We start from the raw sequence: 14,099 nt of genomic DNA on the forward strand, positions 1-14,099 counted from the left end.
CCGCCGAAGAGGCTGAGATATTCGACGGGGAGCTGATGCTATGGAACGCCTGGAAGGCTTGGCATCAGGCTGCCGCCTCATAGATCAGATCTGGCGCGACGATCCATTCTCCCTTCCTGAGCGTCAGGACGTCGAGCCTGCCTTCGCGATCCCGGACGGCAATGCCGACGAACCGGTAGCGGCTGCCGTTTCTATCCACGACGGCAGCCGAAATAGGTTTGCCGTTGACATAGCCGACAACAGGGCCTTCCTCCCTTGTTGCGGAAAGCATGAAATATTCGTGAGGAATGTTCCGACTGACCATCAGCTCCGATCCCCACGCTGAAGGGTCAGGCCCACACTCGCCCCAGCACCTTTCTGCGCGCGCGTGCGCTCACGCGTCGCTTGCTCAAGAGAGGATTTCGAGCGCGGACGCCTGTTCTTCTTGATCTCGACCACGAATGGCTTTCGCTGCGGCCGCATTATCCGTCCTTTCGACTTTTGATTCATTTTAATTGAAGACACATTCGACCTGGCCGAGCGGCCCGAAGTCGACGGCCAAATGCTGGCCGGCGCAGACCTGGAGGACCGCAGTGCAGGAGCCGGTCGCCACGATATCGCTCGGCTCGAGCCGCCTGCCATTTGCCGCAAGCGCCGCGGCAAGCCACGCAACCGCGTTCAGCGGATTGCCCATGACCGCCGACGAGCTGCCGGACACCATGGTCTGCCGAAACAGAAACGCCGTGACCTCGATTCTCGAAAGAGCGCCGATGTCCACATTTGCGGCATGGTCGCCGCAGAGCGTCGCGACATGCAGGCCAAAATCCGCAATCGCAGCGTTTGCGCCGGCAAACGCTCGCCGCGTCCGGCGGCCGACGACCCCGATTGCAGGGCGGCAGCTCATGACCGCCTCAGCCACGCTATCGAGGGAGATTTGCTCGCCCTCGTCCGGAAATGGCCTCAGCATCGTGAAAACGAACTCGCTTTGTATTCCAATGGTTCCCGGCGGCAGACGGAAGCTTTGCGCCCTCTTTTGCAGGGCGGAAGACGGAATTTCTGAATAAATCGGCCCCTTAAGGCCGAGCGTCCGGCAAGACAGATCGCTCGTTCCCACAATCGCATAGCCCTTGCGCTCAAAGCCGAGTGCATCCTGCGCCGCGGCTTGGATGTCGTAAGCCTCATCTTCAGAGACGATCAGATCGAGCGGAAGATCGCAAAGTTCTTCGTGACGGCGACACTTCGCCAGAAGATCGGCTGTGGTATCCTTCAATTCGAAATACATCTTCGCGCTCCAATCTCGACAACTGGCTTTCACGCGAAAATGGCTCGACACGCATAGCCGTTCCATTCGGCGCAATGCGCGAAAAGATTAAAATCTCATAGTGATTGCTTTTTCTCGTTGAATGATATGTGGCATCCCGTCGTTCCGTGCCTTACCGCTGCCGCTTTGGCTGAGACCGCCAGGCGGCGAAGCGACGCTCGAAGTGGAAGCCGTATCGGTCAGGAGACTGCGGCAAGGACGCGGACGTCATGGCATCGAACAGCATAATAGGTGCGCGGTCCGAGAGCATCGAGCCGCAGCCGCTATGGCTTCAAAGCCGACATAGCCATATTGGATGCCATCGGCCGCAGCGTTTCAGATCGTCCTGCTGGCTATGACGCCAGGGTCCGCTCAGGATTTCTTGCGCGCGGCCTGAAGGCAATCCATCCACACCGCGACCGGGCAAGCGCAGGCGGATTCTGCCGGATCGTACAACGGGACCAACCAGTACCGGCAGAGCACCGAATGCACGATCGAGGCCGACGCTAAGGAGAATCGACCCGCCTGTCTGCGTCCATTTTTGAACGCACCTATGTTGTTTCGCTCCTCTGTTCACGGCATCCGGGAAAGGAGGTAACGGAGTTTTGGCGCGAATAGGAGAAGCGGATAAGGTAGCGGGATCCAGCGAAATTGACCGTCCTCGTTCCGGGAGGCGCCCTTCCCCAGGATTTTGATGACCTCAATCATGTTTGAGGTCGCCGCGCAGTGTATCTTTCGGCATGATCGGCTGGAAAATCGCTGCCAATCCTTCACGAACCGATCAATGCTCTTCATTCCATTTCCATTTGTCGTCGCCATTTTGCTCGTCGTTCTCTTTGCAGCCGTAAAGGCTCGAGACGATGAAGCACCACCCAATTTGCCTTTCCAGACACTGATCCTTCTCAGTGCGTTTCAATCCACGCTTTCCGGTCTGCGATGGGGCTATGCCGTTCAGCCCGCCATGTATATCATGCCGGTGGCGGCCGCGATGGTGGCGCCACTTGCCTATCTCGGCGTCTCGAGACTGGTGCGCAAAAGCTCGCTCTCCCCACTTCAGCAGATCTGCCTGCATGCGCTGCCGGCCGGGCTCATTATCGTGCTGATCGCGGTGTGGCGCGACGCGATTGATATCGCCATCGTACTGATCGACATCGGCTATGCCGCGGCGATCCTGCTTCTCATGCGTTCGGGCACGGACGCGCTTCGCCTCGCGCCATTCGAAAATGCCGGTCCGACCTATCGGGCCGTCCTCTTTGCTGCCGGCGCTCTTCTTTTATCGGCGATGGTCGATATCTTCATCTGGCTGGACTTCGCCTGGGCCGGTGGTGAATATGCGTTGAAGGTCATCAGCCTCGGAAATCTCGTGGGACTGGCCATCCTGGCCACAGCCGCCGCTGCAGCCAGCCGCAGCCACGCGCCCGTCGACAAGGGAGGGGCTGTCCAGCCGCCTGAAATCCTGCAGGACACCCAGACGCTTGATGCCGTACAGACGCTGATGAAGGAAAGACACGCCTATCGCGATGTCGATCTCAATCTCGACCGGCTGGCGCGCAAGCTTGCGATTCCCGCCCGGCAGATTTCCACAGCCATCAACCGCGCGACCGGCAAAAACGTCTCGCAATATGTCAACGAGTACCGGATCGCGGAAGCTTGCACGCTGCTGGCCGAAACCGGGAAGCCGGTGACGGAAATCATGTTCGATGTCGGCTTTCAGACCAAGTCGAACTTCAATCGCGAGTTCCGGCGCGTCACTGATACCACACCGCTCGAATGGCGCGACAGGTCGCGCAGGTCCGTCAAGTCCACGGCCGCACCACAGGCTGAGTGAATCGCGTTCGGGCACAATCCGGAACGTGTTTAACCTCTCTCCAATCCGGCCGGCATGGCTTTAACCAGTTTTTAATCATCAAGTTGAAGCAACCGCCATTCCCGGATAAAGGGAGGATATCGCTTCCTCCGTCGTTCCGTGGATAGCAAATTGACAATGGAAAATTTGCTTCAATTGCTTGATTTCATGGAGGAGTACACCGATCGCATCCTTCCGGTCGCGTTCCTGTTGCTCGCCGCAGAGATCATCTTTCCGAAGTCTCGCTATACCTATGTATCGAGACTTCGCGGCGCCATCTTCTGCGTGACGAACATCCTCATAACCAAGGCAAGCCTGACACTCTTCTACTGGTTTTGGGCGGGCATCGGCATAAAGCCGCTGTTTGCAATCGACCTAACATTCCTCTCGAAGTTTTCGAACGCATGGCCACTCCATCTGCTGGGCGCCATAGCTGCTTCTTTTCTCGTTCTGCAGGTCAGCGAGTTCTTCTACTATTGGTTCCACAGGCTACAGCATAGCAATAGCTTCTTCTGGCGCTTCCATGCCGAGCATCATTCGCTCGAGGAAATGAGCGCCTTCAACAGCAACCACCATTTCAGCGAGGAGATCTTCAGGATTCCGTTTCTGATCATTCCCGTCTCGCTGCTCTTCGATTTCAAACAGGACTATGTTCCCTGGATCTGGGTGTTCTTCGTGCGCTGGCAAGGCTATTTCGAGCATAGCTCGACGCGACTGAATCTGGGCTGGGTTCGTTACGTCTTTCCCGACAATCGCTTTCACCGTATTCACCATTCGGTCGAGCGACAGCACTTCAACAAGAATTTCGGCAGCGGCTCGGCGATCTGGGACATTCTGTTCGGGACCGCCTATTATCCGAAGGCCGCGGAATGGCCCGATGTCGGCTTGCCCAATATCCGGGAGCCGCAAAACTTGACCGAATTTCTCGTCCGACCGTTTCGACGCGGCAGGCATAGCTAGAACGCAGGCTGTTTCAATTCCAGGATTTTCCTCACGCTTTCAGCCCAATGCTCGGTCTAAAAACACGCCTCCGTTAGAATTTTAGATAAACCTAAAAGCGGTCATCAAGACCACGGCTCTACCATCGACGTGTCTGGCCGAACAAGGTTCGGCGGCACCATGACAGTGCCAAGGCATCCTGGAATGGGTTTCGCCTCAGACGATTGCACTTTTGAATGGGGAGTCCCGAAGGGGACAAAGTGCTCAATGCCTCTATCAGCATTTCTTCGTCGCCGTGCAGCGATGGCGGTCCGCGTGCATGACACCTTATGTACATTCATCGACGGCACGATTGTCGCCCGGGCGGATAATTGGCGCCCAGTTCGCGATAGCGACGATACGCGCCGCGCGCTCGGTCATACCTCATATCGTGGCGAATTGGTGCCGGTCTACGATCTGGCGACGAAGATGGGCAACAAGCCCTCAAGGAGCTGTGAAATCGCCATCATCAAGACGACTGGCGGCTACGTCGCATTTCTGATCGACGAATTCATCGGCAGCACGTCGGCGGCGAGCGAAGCCATCCGCCTTTCGGAACTCGACATTTTTGGCCGCGAGCGTGTAGCCGTATAGCGTCGCTTTCCCGATGCCAAAGAAGGCGGCTGGGAACGCGCTTCCGCAAGCCATGAAGAAAGTCATCTCTTCGCAGGAGCCACCTGCCGCACTTCCTGTACACTATGACCAGCCGCGGCCAAATTCCGGAACAGATTTTCAACATGGCGCACGACTGAAGCCATGCACGCCTTTATGTCTCAGCAATAACGGCCAATCTCGGAAATATTTTCTCCATACTTCACTTAAATTGGCAGATCCAGCAATCGCAAGGGGCTTCGTTACCAGATATTGTCGATCAAGGTACTAGACATTCGGAATTCGACGGACATAAACTTGATAGATGAACGCGTGCCAGAAAAAGAGAGCGATCATAGCCTTGATCTCAACCGGAACGGCCACGTCGATGCTGACGGCTCTCCCTTGGATATGGAGCCGATGAATGCTGTATGATCCAAACATATCCCGATCGCGCTGGCCGCTGCCGTTTCGCCGGCAGTCATGGGAGACATTGGTTGGTTTGGTCTCCGTAATCCTGCTGGTCGGGATCATATGTACAAACCTGCCGAGCACCTGGACCACGGAGCGAAACGTATCGGTGGCTTCTTCGAGCCGCGCCGCACATTGACGGATTGAGATCGCTCCGCCGTGAATGTGCGGCGATCGCAAGCCTTTGTCGGATTGACTTCCTGTATTCGTCGACATCCAGTAGCCGGTTCCGGTATTTGCGAACAGAGGGCTGCAGGCAGTCAATCCCTGTATTCCATCACCGGAATCAGCTTTGAGCGTGATGAATTTCCACATATTCCCGATGAAGACCGTCCGCGTGAGCCTTTGGTCCAGTGCATCGCGCGACCCTCGCCCCAATGTCACTCGACTGAAGCCCATGGAAAGGAACCGACTGCGCCGAAGCTCTGTTTTACCGACAGCTCCGTCAATGACGGACGAAGAGAAGGTGAAAGGAGATTCTGATGAAAACGAAAGTACTTAGTATTGCGGCACTCGCGCTAGGCCTGACCGCCGGATGTGCCTTTGCCCAATCGTCGACCGTCACCGGCGCTGCAGGTGGCGCGGTTACCGGAGCCGTTGTCGGTGGTCCGGTCGGGGCCGCCGTGGGCGGCGTGGCTGGCGCCATTGTCGGCACCGCCATCGATCCGCCGCCTCAGAAGGTGGTCACCTATGTCCGCGAACAGCCCTTGCCTGAAGAGGGCACGGTTGTCCACGAGAGAGTGGTCGTCGGCAGGTCTCTGCCGGATACGGTCGTTGTTCGCACAGTTCCGCAGAATCCGCGATATGCCTATGCAGTCGTCAACCACGAGCGCGTGATCGTCGAGCCTTCCTCACGCAAGGTTATCCAGATTCTGAACTAATCGTCGTGGGGAGCGGGAAGCCGCTCTCCACCCTTCCCCCTGTTCCCCATGGGCGACCGAAACGAGAAAGCGGCCGGTCTGCAGCGCTACCCGAAGCTCCGAGTTTTTCACAGTGGCTTCCACAGGCTGCACCCCCTTGCGCACCATATTCTAAACTTGGCCGCCTGCATCACGCAGCAAATTGCCTATCGCCGGATCGAGCAGCGTCTGGGGCGGAAGGCCCGACCCGGCGATAGAGCCGGTGGGCGGACCGGCTAGGGAAAGGCGTGCATCGACGCCAAACTCGTGAACCCAAACTTGTGAGCGATGATCGCAGAAACCTCGTGTCGCAAAGTGCCCGGCGACCGGCATGCTCACCTCAAGACGCTGCTGGTACAGCGCCATTCAATTGACAGTCGCCGCACTGCTCTCGGAGGGCGCCGCGGCTTCGGATTTCCTTTCCAGGGCATCACGGACTTCGGCGATTTTGCCGCTGTTTGTTCCGATGCCGAGAATGCTCTTTGCTTCAGCGAGTGTCTGGTCCGTTACCGGCTTGTTCGACAGCTGCGCGAGCGCCGAACGCAGGGCGTTGTCGCTGAGGGCTGGATCCGTCGGCACTGCCGTCGTTCCATATTGCATTTCGAATTCCGCATATGCCTTCACATAGGCCGAGAGTGCCGCCATCTTGGGGTCTTTCGAGTTCAAGTAGGCGTGATAGTCTCTCCTGAGCGAGCTAAGCCTGCCCTCGTCGGGCTTCGAAACATGCGTCTTCGAGCTTGCACTATGAGCTCCGGAATGTTTGTCCGGGTGATGTGCCTGCAATGACGATGAGGCAGCCTGCGCAGTCGCCGCGCTCGTCGACGTGCTGCTTGAATCGTCGCTCCCGGACTTTTCATGACCGGAATTTCCTTCGCCATGGCCGCCGCCATTACCATTACCGCCGCCGTTTCCGCCCTTGGCGAATGCCGTCTGCATGAAACCGACCGTAGCTCCTCCCATGGGAGCGACTGCAAGCACCAGGCCGAGACTTGTTGCACCGATTATGGAACGGATTTTCATGCGCATTTCCTTCATAAAGCGTCCACCACTCGCAGCAGCGGCCGTATCCAGCAAATCACTGCGCACTAGAATATTGCCGAAATCCCAGGTTTCTACATGGGTCCGACCTATGCTTTGAGCATTAGGACCATTGTCTGATTGATCCTGCCCGATGGTCCCTTAGATTGTGCGCGCCGGATAGCAATACCCTCTTCACGGGACGAGGCGACCGGTGCCAACGTTGCAACAGTTGACACTCCATCCCACTGGGATAGCTATACAGGGTTGGGAGATCAGTGCTGATTATGCCAGTTCTGCGAGCAAACCATAAATACAAACTATCTCTGGCAAGTCTTATCGAACGCTGGAACTCCCAATCTTTGGCCAGACAGTTCCTGCTCGCCGGCGGCCTCGTCGCGCTCTGTGCGATGCTCGTGGTCGGCTCTTTCGTTGCCGCCCTCATCGAGAATGCGGTGACGCGCAATTCCGCGGCGACGACGGCGCTCTATGTCGACAGCGTTATCGCCCCGCTTCTGCCGGATATGCAAACCACCCAGGCTCTCGACGATACCGTCACCCGCGCTCTCGACGAAACGCTCGGCCAGGGCGCGCTTGGCACACGGCTGTTTTCGTTCCGATTATGGCGGAATGACGGGACGATCCTTTACTCCAACAACAAGGATCTTTCCGGAAAGCGATTTCCGCTGTCAGATAGCCTGAAGATGGCCTTTTCCGGCCGAATGGTTGCCAAATTCAACCGGATCGACGACGTGGAAAGCGTCGCCGAACGCAATAGCGGCAAACCGCTCCTGGAAATCTACAATCCCGTACTGCAGCCCTGGTCGGGCAAAGTCGTTGCCGTTTCCGAATTTTACGAGATTGCCAACGATTTCGAAGGGAGTCTCACTCAGGCCCGCCTGCTGAGCTGGCTTGTCGTTGCCTTGTTCACTCTGACATTCTTCGCTCTTCTGTCGATCATCGTCCTGCGTGGCAGCCGCACCATCGACAATCAGCGCAAGGCGCTCAACGGCCGCATCGGCGAACTGTCGACGCTTCTTCAACAGAATGAGGCGTTGCGAGCCCGGGTTCAACGTGCGACCCAGCGTGCGGCCGCACTTAACGAGAGCTATTTGCGCCGTATCGGCGCCGACCTGCATGACGGCCCCGCCCAATTGGTCGCCTATGCCTCATTGCGGCTGGACAGCCAGACCCTCATCAGCTCCACCACCTCGCCAGAGGAGCGCGAGGCGTCGCTGCAGACCATCAAATCCAGCCTTGACGACGCCATGACCGAAATCAGGAGCGTCTGCAGCGGCCTGATGCTACCGCACATCGAGACGGACAATCTGACCGATCTTTTGAAACGGGCAATCCGTGCCCACGAACAGCGCACAGGCGTCGCTGTCGCGCTGATGGTCGCGACAACGCCGACAGACCTTTCGACCTCCGCAAAAATATGCGTCTATCGCTTTGTGCAGGAAGCCTTGAACAACGGTTATCGCCACGCCGGCGGAATCGGGCAAAAGGTCGTGCAGACCTTCAAAGACGGCCAGGTCGTGATCGAGGTTGCCGATGAAGGGCCGGGATTTGACCCGAAGGAGGTCGGCCCGCAAAAGCTTGGCCTTGCCGGCCTCAGGGACCGGGTCGAAAGTCTCGGCGGTATTTTTCAACTTTTGTCGTCGAACCGGGGAACCATCGTTCGCATGTCCCTGAACATCGAGGAAATGGAGCAGGCATGACAGCTGCAATCAGTTTGGCGGTCGTAGACGACCACCCTCTCTTCAGGGAGGGCGTTATTCGGAGCCTGACCGAAATGGATGGGTTCAGTATTGTGGGTGAGGGCAGCAGCAGGGAGGATGCGCTGCGCATAGCAGCGGAACACCGCCCGGATATCCTGCTGCTCGACATTTCCATGCCGGGAGGAGGGCTGGATGCCATCTCTCTCATCCTCGAGCAGATACCCGATCAGAAGATCGTGATGCTGACAGTCTCCGAGGCAAGCGACGATGTCATGGCGGCGCTCAAGAGCGGCGCGAAAGGCTATGTTCTCAAAGGCGTCGGATCACGGACCCTCGCCGATATTCTTCGCAGCATTGCTGCGGGTGACAGCTATGTCGCACCGACGCTATCGGCGCGTCTGATCTCGGATAACGGATCTGGTGCCCAGATCAATCCCTTCAGCGCATTGACGGAGCGCGAGCGGGAGGTCCTTGAACTGGCTTCTGCCGGATTGAGCAACAAACATATCGGGCTAAAGCTCGATCTGCATGAAAAGACCATCAAGCATCACATGACCCAGATCTTCGCCAAGCTGGAAGTGAGCAACAGAACGGAAGCTGCGATGGCATTCAGGGATGAACTCGAAAGGCGCCGTCAGTGAAGGAACGCTTTAAGCCGCTGCTCGTCGGCGATCGTCGCATTGCGGTTGACGATGGTGCGGCCCTTTGAATCCTTCATCACATACCGCCCGCTCTTTATATTTTCGCTCATGCCATCCTTGTGTTGAACGGTAATCGATCCGTCGCCATCATCGGAGGATTGGTCGGAATCGACCTGAGTTTGGGTAGCGCTCTTGGTTGCGGATGAACGGCCATTGGCATTACCGTTTCCGTTTCCATTTCCATTCCCGTTGCCGTTGTTGCCGTTCCCACCCCCATTGCCGCTGTTGCCACCGCCGTTCCCGTTGCCTCCCCCATTGCCGTTTCCGCCGCCGTTACCATTGCCACCGCCATTGCCGTTACCCCCTTTTGCCTCCACTATTTGTTGTGCAAATATCGCGGAAGCGCCGTGAATTTTAATGGTGTAGGGGAGTGCTGTGCTGACCATAGTCAACAACAGGCATGGCAAAACAGCAATGAGCTTTCGACGCAATGACACCTACGGCCTCCTGAGGCTCCGGTTGGCTTCGGCGACGAATGTTCGTCGCTCCCTGGCCCGAAAGCGCCGCCATTTATCGCCGACTGGCAAATATCTCTGATCCCATATCAAATCGCCGCAACACCGCGAGGGGTCAAGTCTTATCAAACGGAGAGACCTCTGCTTGGACTTCAGCAATCGAAGCCAAGACCTTTCGCCGGGATATCGTCAGACTAACGTCCAGGAAGGAGCTGGACCGAAGCCCAATTGCATGATTGCATTATTGAAAACGACTTCCTCTGGTCGATATGACTGCGGATACGCCGACGCCTTGCCAATGCAAAATGCCATGGTTGGGAACCCAATATTGCCCTTGCAAAAATTGGCACTCAATATATCGATGCCCGCGCGATCGATCCGAAAAGAGGGGTACTGCGATGACCCAACACTGGAGGATATTTCTAGCTCGCTCCGCGCCGCCAGGCGCGATATTGGATTTCTCGGCAACCGAGTTCGCTCTCGAGGTCGCGATCAATTTGCGATATTGCCTGAACCTTGTCCGACCAACGCCGGAATGCATCGCTTTGGCTGACCTCGTTTTGCTGCGAGCCAGAAACTACGGCGAAGCGAGAATGGGGCATAAGCCACAGCTATTCGCAGAGGCCGAGGATGCACTTGCCAAGGCAATAAGGCTGCTCGAGATCGAACTCGAATATTGCGCAAAACAGAACATGAAAGGCAGCTGCGAAAAAGCCGCCTGAAAACTTCGCCATAGCAGCCGCGACGATAATAGCGAAAAAACCTTCGCAATCAGCTGCGTTCCGGATCGTCTGCCGACTTGGCGACTGGCATGAATTGCCAATGCCGCGGCAAGAGAAAGTGCCGGGCGATCGCCTTCGATGCCACCAGGGATCACGGCACGAGCTGCTGCTTCTACTGGCTATTGCTTGTCAAAGAGAGGCGATGACGGCGCGCGCCCAAAGGTCTCTTGCGGCGGCGCATACCTCGGGTATGCGCTCGAAAAGATGGTTTAGTTGCCGCGGGCGCCGCTGACGGCGTAGGGGATATGCGAGCGGGCAATACCGAGATCACGAAGGACATGATCGTCGAGGGCGGAAAGCTCGCGTATGGCTCTGCGCTGTTCGCTAAAGCGCTTGATCTTCTCAAATACTCTCATTTTTACGGTCTCCTTTGCTGATGCGCAGGAGATAGGCATTTATCCGCCTAAATAAAATGCACATGCCTGCACGATAGCCATGCCGGTTTTGCAAGGCTCATGACCATAAGATTGGCGGGATGAACACGTGCTGGTTCTTACCACCATATTCGAGAGTGCGATCGGCTCTGGATTTCACTGACAGATCGCCACCTTCTGCGACTGTTGCGGCCCCGATGAAGCGAACTTAGCTCTTGAACCGTCAATCTCTATCCTACGGCCTATGCATCCTGCCATTTGGAAAAGGTTGCAGCCTGCCCGCGCAAATTGCCATCTCGGTCCACGAGCTGCCAGACGATACCGGCATCGATCCAGAAACGTCGTCCGGATTTCGCAATCCTCAGACCGCGATAGTCGGAGATGAAGCCGTTACGGGTCACCGCGTCCAGCAACTGCTGACGCTCCGCCCGATTGGGAAGCTCGGCCGAAAGCCGCGAGGGCAGCGTTATGAACTCGTCCCATGAGTATTCGAAGCAATTCTGCGCAGCCTTGTTGGCGTAGACGAAACGCGGATCGGCATCCGTATTATGGGCGAGGACCACAAACGGCGCGTCGCGATAGAGCCAATCCGGCCCCGCGCCCTCGCCAATCAAGGAAGAGCCGACAATGCGTTGAAAACTGCCGGTCAGAAGTTCAAAAAAGGCTTCGTCAACCGATAAATCGACAGCGTTGCTTTCAGGCCTATCAGTCATCTCTTCCCTTCCTAGCATTCTGGGCATCGACGGGAGCGATACCTATCAAATTGCGTGGGAGATCAAAAGCAGGGCAAGCGGGAAGACGCGAATATCCATCATCAACCACACCGCGAAGCCAGGGTCTCCAGAGTAAGCGCGAACAAGTTACCGATAGCGTGCTCAAGGACGAGATTGCCGCAACGGAGCCCTGCCAGCTCTGAACACCAACCAAATTACGGTCGTTCGCCGGCGCCCAGCCGACGTTCGATATCATCGATGACAGGCAGCAGATCGGCAACTGTATCGATGACATAATGCGCGCCCCGTGCGTTCAGAACGCCGGTTGCACGTTCACGAACCTTGGCGAGCGCATCCGGCGCCATAGCGGCGATCTCTTGCGGAGTGAGACCCGCCTCATTGCCGCTCAATGCGACGCCGACCGTCCAGCAGCCGGCCGCAACGCCTTCATCGATGCCGACACCAGTATCGTCGACCTTGACTACCGCATGCGCCGGCCAGACATCGAGATCGAGGAAGCACTTGTACATGTTCATCGGCGTCGGCCGGCCATGCGGCAGGTCGCCGGCGCAGACGAGATTGTCGACCTCATAGCCCTGCTCTTTCGCGAGCGGCAGGACGCGCTCCATGATCGAGCGTGTGTAACCCGTCGTGGAACCGATCTTCATCCCGCGCTGGCGCAGCGTCCCGACAACTTCGGTCGTGCCCGGCACGAGATCGGCGAACTTATGCACCACCTCCTCGTTCATCGGCACGAAGACCTCGTAGACCGCGTCGACATCGGCTGCCGTCGGTGTCTTGCCATGACGCGTGGCCCACAGCTCGCGGATGCGAGGCTGCTTCAGCATGGCGTCGATATGATCCCATTTCGGCCGCCCCATCGGCTCACGCGCTTCCGCGATGGTGACCTCGATGCCGAAGCGGCTGAAGGCTTCGACGAAGACGCCCATGGGGGCGAAGGATCCGAAGTCGATGACCGTTCCAGCCCAGTCGAATACAACGGCTTTCAATTGGCTCACTGATTTCACTCCCAAGACCGAGATGTCGAAGCGTAGAGGTCGTCGATGACCTGCTCACCGAGGGCGAAGCCGGTCGAGGCGCCGGTTCCGCCCGTCACCATCACGAGGCGGATATGATCGGCGGGGCGCTCGACCAGCACCGTCCGCTCCTTCGACGAGGCATAAGTGCCGATCCAGCGGTTGACGACGGTGCGGCCCGGCAGATCGAATACGCGATCGAACTCATCGAGGATCAGCCGGTCGAAGCGCTCGCTGGCGAATGGCTGTTGTGCATTGCCGTAGACATGGCTGTCCCCGACGACGAGAGAACCGTCGGCCGACTGGACCGCGATCAGGTGGATGCCGGCGGCGCGGCTTTCGGCCTCTTCGCGATCGAGCCGCTTTCCAAGCGCTTCCGCTTCCGGCAGCTGAGCAAAGCCTTCGTAACGGGCAAGGCTCATATCCGACATGACGGCCGCGCCGAACCTGCTCGGCTGAGCGGGTGCCACCCGCAGCATCTGCAATGTGCAGATCATGAGATTATGCTTGGCGATGACATCCGGGAAAAGCGTCGAGAAATCGTCACCGGGACAGACGACGACGGCTTCCGCCTCGATCGCGCCGTGGCTGGTCTCGATCCGCATTCCCTCGATGGCACGGACGGCTGTGTTCCAGCGAAAATCGACCTTGTGCCGAGCCTCAAGCCAGGCTGCGAGCTTCGGCAGCGCTTCCGAAGATTCGACACGCAGCTCATGCGGGCTATAAAGAATGGTCTCGACGCCATCCAAACGCAGGCTCGGCACGAGATCGCCAGCCTCGGCCTTGGTCATCAGGCGGCACTTCTCGCCCATCGGTGTCTTCAAAAAGGCGTCGACAACCACGGCGGCTTCCGAGCGACGCGCCGGCATGACCAGGCCGCGATGGATGACCGCGATGCCCGCCTCGTCGACAATCTCGGCCCAGATGTCACGCGCCCGCATGGCGCGCTCCCAATGGGCACCCGCCTTCTGCCCGCTAATGGTCACGAAGCCGAAATTGCGAATGGAGGCACCGACCGCCTTGGCATTGCGCTCGATGACGACGACCTTCTTGCCCTGGCGCACAGCCGCCAATGCCACGCCGATGCCGACAATACCCGCACCGACAACCGCAAGGTCATATCCATTCACCATATCGTTACCCTTCCTCGGCCGGCATCAAGCCTAACCGTCAGCCTATAGGGCAAACACTAGCAAAATGATATGACAGAATTATAAATCATAAAAAATTATATG

15 protein-coding genes are annotated in these 14,099 nt (G+C 57.6%); 6 read left to right on the forward strand and 9 right to left on the reverse strand.

Annotation, left to right across the window (positions count from 1 at the left end):
• Positions 1 to 64 precede the first annotated feature (64 nt).
• Together AC13QY_RS00915 and AC13QY_RS00920 are read right to left on the reverse strand one after the other, a co-directional pair.
• Complete coding sequence (locus AC13QY_RS00915; protein ID WP_233788556.1) at positions 65 to 271, reverse strand: hypothetical protein; 207 nt, start codon at positions 269 to 271, stop codon at positions 65 to 67.
• 219 nt (positions 272 to 490) lie between these two features.
• Positions 491 to 1,261 (reverse strand): hydratase, encoded by a 771-nt coding sequence (locus AC13QY_RS00920; RefSeq protein ID WP_113350807.1) that lies wholly within the window; start codon positions 1,259 to 1,261, stop codon positions 491 to 493.
• A gap of 802 nt (positions 1,262 to 2,063) precedes the next feature.
• Here AC13QY_RS00920 and AC13QY_RS00925 point away from each other — a divergent pair.
• From AC13QY_RS00925 to AC13QY_RS00935, 3 genes are all read left to right on the forward strand, one after another.
• Entirely contained in the window at positions 2,064 to 3,107 is a 1,044-nt protein-coding gene (locus AC13QY_RS00925; RefSeq protein ID WP_145634780.1) for a helix-turn-helix domain-containing protein, read from the forward strand.
• 156 nt (positions 3,108 to 3,263) lie between these two features.
• The gene (locus AC13QY_RS00930; protein ID WP_113329400.1) at positions 3,264 to 4,085 is read left to right on the forward strand and encodes a sterol desaturase family protein; all 822 of its coding nucleotides are present in this window, start codon (positions 3,264 to 3,266) and stop codon (positions 4,083 to 4,085) included.
• 294 nt (positions 4,086 to 4,379) lie between these two features.
• On the forward strand, positions 4,380 to 4,697 hold the full coding sequence (locus tag AC13QY_RS00935; RefSeq protein WP_233788557.1) for a chemotaxis protein CheW: 318 nt from the start codon (positions 4,380 to 4,382) through the stop codon (positions 4,695 to 4,697).
• 285 nt (positions 4,698 to 4,982) lie between these two features.
• Here AC13QY_RS00935 and AC13QY_RS00940 read toward each other — a convergent pair whose 3' ends face one another.
• Entirely contained in the window at positions 4,983 to 5,480 is a 498-nt protein-coding gene (locus AC13QY_RS00940; RefSeq protein WP_246661164.1) for a hypothetical protein, read from the reverse strand.
• Between the two features lie 167 nt (positions 5,481 to 5,647).
• On the opposite strand from AC13QY_RS00940, the gene AC13QY_RS00945 reads away from it, so the two are divergent.
• Positions 5,648 to 6,046, forward strand: a complete 399-nt coding sequence (locus tag AC13QY_RS00945) for a DUF1236 domain-containing protein (RefSeq protein WP_113329403.1) — start codon at positions 5,648 to 5,650, stop codon at positions 6,044 to 6,046.
• Between the two features lie 384 nt (positions 6,047 to 6,430).
• Here the strand turns inward: AC13QY_RS00945 and AC13QY_RS00950 are convergent, their stop codons facing one another.
• Positions 6,431 to 7,084 (reverse strand): hypothetical protein, encoded by a 654-nt coding sequence (locus AC13QY_RS00950; RefSeq protein ID WP_145634783.1) that lies wholly within the window; start codon positions 7,082 to 7,084, stop codon positions 6,431 to 6,433.
• Between the two features lie 284 nt (positions 7,085 to 7,368).
• Between AC13QY_RS00950 and AC13QY_RS00955 the strand changes: the two genes are divergently transcribed.
• On the forward strand, positions 7,369 to 8,802 hold the full coding sequence (locus AC13QY_RS00955) for a sensor histidine kinase (protein ID WP_113350804.1): 1,434 nt from the start codon (positions 7,369 to 7,371) through the stop codon (positions 8,800 to 8,802).
• Positions 8,799 to 9,443, forward strand: coding sequence for a response regulator (locus AC13QY_RS00960; protein WP_113350803.1), 645 nt, complete (start codon positions 8,799 to 8,801; stop codon positions 9,441 to 9,443). The genes AC13QY_RS00955 and AC13QY_RS00960 overlap by 4 nt, the downstream gene beginning before the upstream one ends.
• Here AC13QY_RS00960 and AC13QY_RS00965 read toward each other — a convergent pair.
• The 5 genes from AC13QY_RS00965 to AC13QY_RS00985 form a co-directional block, all read right to left on the reverse strand.
• Positions 9,437 to 9,940 (reverse strand): hypothetical protein, encoded by a 504-nt coding sequence (locus AC13QY_RS00965; protein WP_186450329.1) that lies wholly within the window; start codon positions 9,938 to 9,940, stop codon positions 9,437 to 9,439. The two genes, AC13QY_RS00960 and AC13QY_RS00965, sit on opposite strands and share 7 nt — an antisense overlap.
• 1,009 nt (positions 9,941 to 10,949) lie before the next feature.
• Positions 10,950 to 11,096: a DUF1127 domain-containing protein gene (locus AC13QY_RS00970; RefSeq protein ID WP_083258017.1), complete on the reverse strand. Its 147-nt coding sequence runs from the start codon at positions 11,094 to 11,096 to the stop codon at positions 10,950 to 10,952.
• Positions 11,097 to 11,356: 260 nt separating this feature from the next.
• Entirely contained in the window at positions 11,357 to 11,827 is a 471-nt protein-coding gene (locus AC13QY_RS00975; RefSeq protein WP_069610109.1) for an MEKHLA domain-containing protein, read from the reverse strand.
• A 215-nt stretch (positions 11,828 to 12,042) separates the two neighbouring features.
• Positions 12,043 to 12,846, reverse strand: coding sequence for a phosphonoacetaldehyde hydrolase (gene phnX, locus AC13QY_RS00980; RefSeq protein ID WP_113350800.1), 804 nt, complete (start codon positions 12,844 to 12,846; stop codon positions 12,043 to 12,045).
• Positions 12,847 to 12,851: 5 nt separating this feature from the next.
• Positions 12,852 to 13,997, reverse strand: a complete 1,146-nt coding sequence (locus AC13QY_RS00985) for a TIGR03364 family FAD-dependent oxidoreductase (RefSeq protein WP_113350799.1) — start codon at positions 13,995 to 13,997, stop codon at positions 12,852 to 12,854.
• Positions 13,998 to 14,099: the final 102 nt, after the last annotated feature.

The organism is Martinezella sp. CNPSo 3795, assembly GCF_057784475.1.